The following is a 5,854-nucleotide window of genomic DNA, read 5'->3' as shown; positions in this document are numbered from 1 at the left end:
TTGAATTTCTTTGTCAGACATAGTGATCAGCATCTATATTTCATATCCAGTCCATGATGTTTAAACCATCATAAACTAGACATTTTTATTGGTGAGAATATAGACATTTTGAATGGTGAGTAACATTAACGATAATCCATAACCTAAACTAAAATCAGCGTAATTACCTAATCACAAAAACTATTCTTAAAACTCATATAATTCATTTGCTGACGTTCTTTTAAGCCCCTTCCTTTTAATGTGTTTATTAACTGATCTGAAAGCTTCGGCGACGATTTTACTTTATAAGAGATCCAAGAATAATTAGCTGTTCCTAGATCATAAATATTTTCAACCTTACGATAGGGATCATATTCATATTCATAAGTCGTGTATAAATCATAAAACCCCTTACACAGCCTCTCTTCTTCTTTTTTTATTAATGAAGTATTCATTGAAGTGGAAAAATCAAATACTTTCCCATTAATAAATTCATAAATAAATGTTTTTCCATGATTTTTTGATTGCTCGCTATAAATTTTGATTCCTTTAGGCGTCTCGTTTACTTCAATTTCACTTACACTGTCAAAATGAACTTCATCACGATTGATTAGTTCACCAAGACTATTTATCTCATAAATATAGTAGGTTACTTTAGCACTCTGCATACCATATATAGGACCAGGCCATGTAACCACTATAAGACTATTATTTTTTTTAAAAATTTTTTTTAAAAATTCATACTGAGTATCTTCTCCTAGAATATCTTTTTTAAGGTTACTTGAAATTATTAAAGGATTGGACGAAATGTGGAATATAGTATGAGTTAGTTGAGCTCTATAAGTATACGAATCGGAAGCTTCAGAATATTTATAAGGTTTAACCTCTTCAGCTTGAACTACACTCATAAAGGCGAAGAAAGAAACGGCCAACCATCTTTTTTTTAAAAACATTTCACTACCCCTTCTTTCGAGTATTTTTAATAATTAAGAATATAGTAATAGAGATTTTTCACTTTTAATTAGTATTCAATTGAAAAAGTTTACGATCTCGCTCGTCTGTTAAATAACGGTCCATTTGAGCAATCAGTTTTGCTCTGGCCTGTTCATCATCTTCTGTGATTTTCAACATGCAGGATCCGATCAAAATTTTACGTCTTGTATCATCCTTTCTTGCCTGTTCTTTTTCTTTGGCACGTTCTCTTGCCAATGCTGCCTGTCTTTGAGCCTTTAACTGCTTTAGCTTTTCTTCCTGGGCTTTAATTTTGCTGTCTAGTGTTTCAGTAATGCTCATTAATCTAATACCATCATCCTGGGAAACCATCCCTAACATAAGCGCACTTGAATATGCATTCAAGGTGCTATATGTATAGTAATGTTTTCCTCGAAGAGCGCACTTATGCAAACTTCGTTTGCAAGTCCGATTGGGGTCTCCCCAATACCCCGACAACCGTAGACACGGTTGTATTTCACTACGTGAAAATTTAAAAGCGAAAAATAGGCATGGCGATTTACCACTTTTCAATCAAAACCGTAGCACGATCAGCAGGACGTTCCGCCACTGCTGCAATCGCCTATCGGGCTGGTGAAAAGATCTATTGTGAACGTGAAGGCCGAGAACATGACTACAGCCGAAAAACTGGTGTGGAATACAAAGAGATTTATTTACCCAAAGACGCACCAGAACATTTAAAAAACCGGGAAAGACTCTGGAACGAAGTTGAACAGCGCGAAACCCGAAAAAACTCGACAGTTGCCCGGGAATTTGAAATCGCTTTTCCAAGTGAATTAAATCAGGAACAACGCCTGGCCATGCTCGAAGAACTATGCGCCAGTATCGTGGACAGACATCAGGTGGCCGTTGATGCCTGTATCCATGCCCCGCATACCGGATCCGGCAGTGATGAACGCAATTATCACGCCCATATCCTGATGAGCACACGCAAGCTCATTCCCGAAGGTTTTACCGAGAAAACCCGGGAACTGGATCAGAAACACAGTGGAGAAATCGAACACTGGCGCAAACACTTTGCCGATATCTGCAATATGCACTTGGACATGGCCGGATACACCGCCCGAGTCGACCACCGCAGCTACAAGGACCAGGAGAATGGTCTGGAAGCCACCCTGCACGAAGGGCCTAAAGTCACCGAACTGCGCCGAAAAGGGATTGAGACCGAAATCAGCCGAAGCAATGATGAAATCAAACAGAGAAATCAGGCACAGCTGCAATACGGCAAAAATATGGATCTGCTGATTGCTGAAAATGAGATCAAACTCAGCACACTGAAAACTGAACAGCAGATCCAAATCAAAAATAGCGCTAAAACGCCACCAATTGACGAAAAAGCCCTATTTGAGGAAAAACAGAGGGAAACCCTTGGCAAAGTGCTAAATCGCGAAATCAGCGCAAAAGACGCGAATCTAGACCTAGAATTTATGCAGGATGTTTTTAAAAAGGCCGAAAATACCTTCGGCAAGATGCAAAAACATGAAAACGAGTTCAATCAGCAGCTCGCCCAGGACATCGTGAAGAGCCGACTCAAGCAAAGTTATGACAAATTGCAAAGCCTGGTCGATCAACACAACGAATTAACCCAGAACAAACCCTTACTGTTTGGAAAAAAAGCCTGGGAAGCCCAACGTGACGAGATTTATCAGGAACACAAAAAGCTAAAAGGTCAGCATGAACACCAGAAAAAACATGGTGTGAAGGATTTATTGGAAAATGAAAAGTTCAAAGAACATGCCTGGAAGCAGTACCAACAACAACATCCGGCCAAAGCCAAGCAATACCAAACTCTATACTCAACCTATCAAGTTATTAAGAAATGTGTGAATGAGATCAAAGCAGAACAACAAATGAAACTCAGACAAGAACAACAGCTCAAAGCACAGCAACATGCGCCTAAAATGAAATCTCGTGGCATGAGTCGATAAACAGAGCGAGTGTCTACGAGCGAACTGAGAAAATTTGCCCTTTCCTTTCCCTGATTACAAGCTCCCTATCCATCAATCACCTGCATATCAGAGCATCCCGAATGGGTGCGAACTTTCCAAGTTTGATCCCTAAACCGAGCGTAGCGAGAAAAAAAGCTCATGAGCGAAGCGAATTCCGAGTTGCTTTTGATCTTGCTTTTGCTTTTCCTCAAATTCACGAAAATATGAACCAAAAATTGCCCCGACGAATCGAGCGAAAGCGAGATTCAATAGAGTTTGAGCGAAGCGAAAACCAAGGGCAATTTTTCAAATTTCCTTTTTTAATTATTTTTAAATCTTTTAAATCTTTTCAGCCCTCTGTATGCCTTTAATAGCAATGGTTTCAGCATTTAAATATGACGGATTGACTACTAACTATGACGGATTGACTACTAACTATGACGGATTGACTACTTAACTATGACGGATTGACTACTAACTATGACAAGTATATATTTGTCATATATTAAAAATTAAATGGTTTTATTTTGGATAAGAATCAAGTTGTAAAATCAAATCAAGTTATAGAAGCTTCATATCAATTAAGTGCCGTAGAGCAACGTATTGTCTTAGCAGCCATTTCACGTATTCCAAAGAATCAACCCATCACAGATGATGAGTTATACCCAGTGAGTGTTAATGAATTACAGCTCCTAGGAGTACACGAAAAAACAGCCTATAGAGATTTAAAAGAAGGGATTAATAGACTTTATGAAAGATCTATCAACCTTTCTGTGGACGATAAATCTATTAAAATGAGATGGGTACAAGAGGTGCAGTTTTTAGATAGTCAAAGTGTCATTGGTATTCGCTTTTCAAAACCAATTTTGCCCTTTATATCAAACCTCAGTAGAGAGTTTACGAAATATGCTCTATCTGATATTGCAGGTATCAACAGTGGGTACGGTATCCGTATTTATGAGTTACTGGTGCAATATAGACAAATAGGTAAGCGTGAAATCTCTGTTGATAATCTAAGAACCATGCTGGAACTAGGTAAAAAGTATCCGTTATTTGCTGATTTTAAAAAAAGAGTAATTGATACTGCTGTAGATCAAATAAATGAATACAGCCCTTTACGTGTGACTTATGAGCAGAAAAAAACAGGTCGTAAAGTTACTCACATTACTTTTTCTTTTAAAGAAAAAACAAGAAGTATTGGTCAGGAAAGTAAAGACATACCGAAAGAGTTCTATAAGTTAACAGATGCTCAGATAAATATGTTTGGTAATCAACTATCACGTCTACATGAACTATCTCATCTAGCACTTGAGGGTGAGAGCTATGAAATATTAGCTTCAAAAATCAAGGAAAAATTGAGAGATCCAAAACAACAGAAGACGTTTTTACCTTACTTACGGAACTTAGGCTTCAAACCTTGAGTGTATTGAAGAATACACTTATTGTATTCAACAATACGTATCTTAAATACACAGTAATACACTATGAAAACAAGTACAAAATACAGTGTTAGTGATGCTGCCACACTGTATAAAAAATCTAGAGCGACACTTTATAAAGATATAAAAAATGGGGTATTAAGCCGTGATCATGATGGCTTTATAGACTTTTCAGAGTTATTAAGAGTATATGGTGAACCGTTTAGTGGCAAACAGTCAAAACGTATTGATACACCTCAAATACAAAACCTAGATACACCTGAATACACTGATAAAACAGTTATAGAATTAAAAAATCAGATCGATTTTTTGAAGAAACAATTAGAAAAAGCAGAAGATAGAGAGACTAAAGCTAATGCTCGTATCGATACGCTTCTTACATTAATTGAAATGAAGCCCCTAAAATCCAATATTGATTTAAATAAAGAGAATATTGAAAGTAAGATCTCACCTAACTCAGATGATATAACTACCAATATTCCGTCAAAACACCTTAAAGAGGACGGATTGACTACTTCAGAGAATAAACGTATCCCTGTTCCAGAACACGTTGAGCCTGAACCTAAGAAGAGAAGCTTCCTGAGCCGTTTTTTCCTTCCCTATGGTTAGCCAGGACTCCAATTTTTTGATGAGCCAATTTCAGTGCAAGCACATGAAATAATGACTCCTTAAAAAACCGGATGATGTTTATTGAAACTGAATAAAACCATGGAACGTGAAGAATCGACAAAAAAGCCCAACTCAGCTGAGTTGGGCTTTTTAAATCTACGTAACACTATGAATTGTAATAAATAAAAGAAAGAATTTCGTATAAGGTGTATTATGTTAATTTTAGAAAATTTTAAGAATTAACTCTCAAGTAACTGCCCTATTTCCAACCTACTATATCCTCGCTCTTTTAGAATCAAGACAATAGCTTTTCTATATTCATCAGAACTGGAGGTCTTATATTTTATGATTAATTGATTCTCTGAATTCAGTTCAAGGGCATTCTTATAGGTTAAGACTTCAGTAGAAATCTTATTAAAAATATTTAGATTAAACATACAGGTACTCTTCATCCTGTTATAGCGGCCCGACTACAACAAATACCTGCCTTAGCTTAGCTAGGCACCCTTGGCAGCAAGGATTACAAATTAAGAAAAGTTCTGCAAGTTTTCAAAAGCTATAAGGATGAATAATCAACTAAAATCAATGTTATTTAACATAATGGGCGTTATACGAAATACCTCTTAAAATAATGTTATTTATCAAATAGTTAACTCAATAAACCCCAACCCCCCAAAGATCAAAAAACAGACGTTTTAACAACTCGTGTGTTTTTTAAGCAAATCTGTAATGTTTAGCCAATAGAATCGGCTAAAAAATGCTCAATTTTGGCATTTTCCCAATGTTCTCAGCTCTTCCAGGGCGAAAACTATCCCCAATTACTGTGGATGAAATTTAGGCTATTTTGTACGCCCTGGCGCACAACAATCTCGGCTCTTTGCGGCTACC

Annotated in this window: 7 protein-coding genes; 4 read left to right on the top strand and 3 right to left on the bottom strand. The window is 36.9% G+C overall.

Translation table 11 applies throughout. The features are described from left to right. Positions 1–167 precede the first annotated feature (167 nt). Positions 168–932: a hypothetical protein gene (locus FTU90_RS15580; protein WP_180073093.1), complete on the bottom strand. Its 765-nt coding sequence runs from the start codon at positions 930–932 to the stop codon at positions 168–170. Between the two features lie 64 nt (positions 933–996). Then, on the bottom strand, positions 997–1,272 hold the full coding sequence (locus FTU90_RS15575) for a mobilization protein (RefSeq protein ID WP_180001806.1): 276 nt from the start codon (positions 1,270–1,272) through the stop codon (positions 997–999). A 209-nt stretch (positions 1,273–1,481) separates the two neighbouring features. On the opposite strand from FTU90_RS15575, the gene mobQ reads away from it, so the two are divergent. From mobQ to FTU90_RS15555, 4 genes are all read left to right on the top strand, one after another. Then, positions 1,482–2,918 (top strand): MobQ family relaxase, encoded by a 1,437-nt coding sequence (mobQ, locus tag FTU90_RS15570; protein ID WP_180073091.1) that lies wholly within the window; start codon positions 1,482–1,484, stop codon positions 2,916–2,918. 101 nt (positions 2,919–3,019) lie between these two features. Next, positions 3,020–3,289, top strand: a complete 270-nt coding sequence (locus FTU90_RS15565; RefSeq protein ID WP_143115432.1) for a hypothetical protein — start codon at positions 3,020–3,022, stop codon at positions 3,287–3,289. A 156-nt stretch (positions 3,290–3,445) separates the two neighbouring features. Continuing rightward, positions 3,446–4,339: a replication initiation protein RepM gene (repM, locus tag FTU90_RS15560; RefSeq protein ID WP_180001804.1), complete on the top strand. Its 894-nt coding sequence runs from the start codon at positions 3,446–3,448 to the stop codon at positions 4,337–4,339. A gap of 63 nt (positions 4,340–4,402) precedes the next feature. Beyond that, the gene (locus tag FTU90_RS15555; protein WP_180001803.1) at positions 4,403–4,966 is read left to right on the top strand and encodes a plasmid replication DNA-binding protein; all 564 of its coding nucleotides are present in this window, start codon (positions 4,403–4,405) and stop codon (positions 4,964–4,966) included. Positions 4,967–5,205: 239 nt separating this feature from the next. Here FTU90_RS15555 and FTU90_RS16205 read toward each other — a convergent pair whose 3' ends face one another. Next, positions 5,206–5,403, bottom strand: coding sequence for a hypothetical protein (locus tag FTU90_RS16205; protein WP_004897314.1), 198 nt, complete (start codon positions 5,401–5,403; stop codon positions 5,206–5,208). Positions 5,404–5,854 lie beyond the last annotated feature (451 nt).

It is taken from the genome of Acinetobacter sp. YH12200, from assembly GCF_013418175.1.
GTDB lineage: Bacteria > Pseudomonadota > Gammaproteobacteria > Pseudomonadales > Moraxellaceae > Acinetobacter > Acinetobacter pseudolwoffii.
This window is presented reverse-complemented; position numbering and strand designations above follow the sequence as displayed.